The organism is Kitasatospora sp. NPDC093102 (genome assembly GCF_040683915.1).
In the GTDB taxonomy this organism is placed as follows: domain Bacteria; phylum Actinomycetota; class Actinomycetes; order Streptomycetales; family Streptomycetaceae; genus Kitasatospora.
Window position 1 is genome coordinate 1 of record NZ_JBFBFA010000155.1, and the last position, 1,030, is coordinate 1,030.

The window sequence follows — 1,030 nt, forward strand, 5'->3', positions numbered from 1 at the left end:
GCTACGGACTCCTCCGCTACCTCAACCCCACCACCGCCCCCACCCTCGCCGACCAACCCACCCCCCAGCTCGGCTTCAACTACCTCGGCCGGTTCAGCACGGCACAGAGCGGTGACTGGGAACGGGCACCGGAGTCCGAGGTCCTGGACGCCACGGCGAACGAGGGGATGCCGATGCCCCACAGCATTTCGCTGAACGCCGTGACGCACGATCTTCCCGATGGGGAGGCCCAGTTGACCGCCACCTGGTCGTACCCCGGCGCCCTGCTCCAGGAACAGGAGGTGCGGGAGCTCGCGGAGTTGTGGTTCGAGGCCCTGGAGGGCCTGGTCCGGCACACCCGGACGCCCGGGGCCGGCGGCTACACCCCGTCAGACCTCTCCCTGGTCTCCCTGAGCCAGGACGAAATCGATGAGCTTGAGTCCGAGTGGAGCCTGTGATGAAGAAGCCCGGTATCGCTGACATCCTGCCGTTGTCGCCGTTGCAGGAGGGCCTGCTCTTCCACGCCCTCTACGACACCGACGGCCCCGACGTCTACACCACCCAACTCACCCTCCACCTCGAAGGCCACCTCGACACCGACCGCCTGCGCACCGCCGCCAGCACCCTCCTCAGCCGCCACCCCAACCTCAAAGCCGCCTTCCACACCCGCCCCAACAACCCCCCCATCCAAATCATCCCCACCACCACCCACCTCCCCTTCAACGAAATAGACCTCACCCACCTCACCCCCACCCAACAAACCACCCAACTCACCCACATCACCAACCAGGAACGCCACCACCGCTTCAACCCCACCAACCCCCCACTCATCCGCTACACCCTCATCCACACCACCCCCACCACCCACCACCTCCTCATCACCAACCACCACATCCTCCTCGACGGCTGGTCCATGCCCCTCATGGTCCGCGAACTCCTCACCCTCTACACCACCAACAGCAACACCCACACCCTCCCCCCCACCACCCCCTACCGCGAATACCTCACCTGGCTCCACCAACAAGACCCCACCACCAGCCTCACCACCTGG

General features: G+C 65.9%; 1 protein-coding gene and 1 pseudogene. Both read left to right on the forward strand.

Features of this window, described 5'->3' with window-relative positions:
* A pseudogene (locus AB0O11_RS39440) lies at positions 1-437 on the forward strand (peptide synthetase); the annotation flags it as partial.
* On the forward strand, positions 437-1,030 hold a 594-nt coding region (locus AB0O11_RS39445; RefSeq protein WP_363397473.1), incomplete at its 3' end, for a condensation domain-containing protein. The pseudogene AB0O11_RS39440 and the gene AB0O11_RS39445, both read left to right, overlap by 1 nt.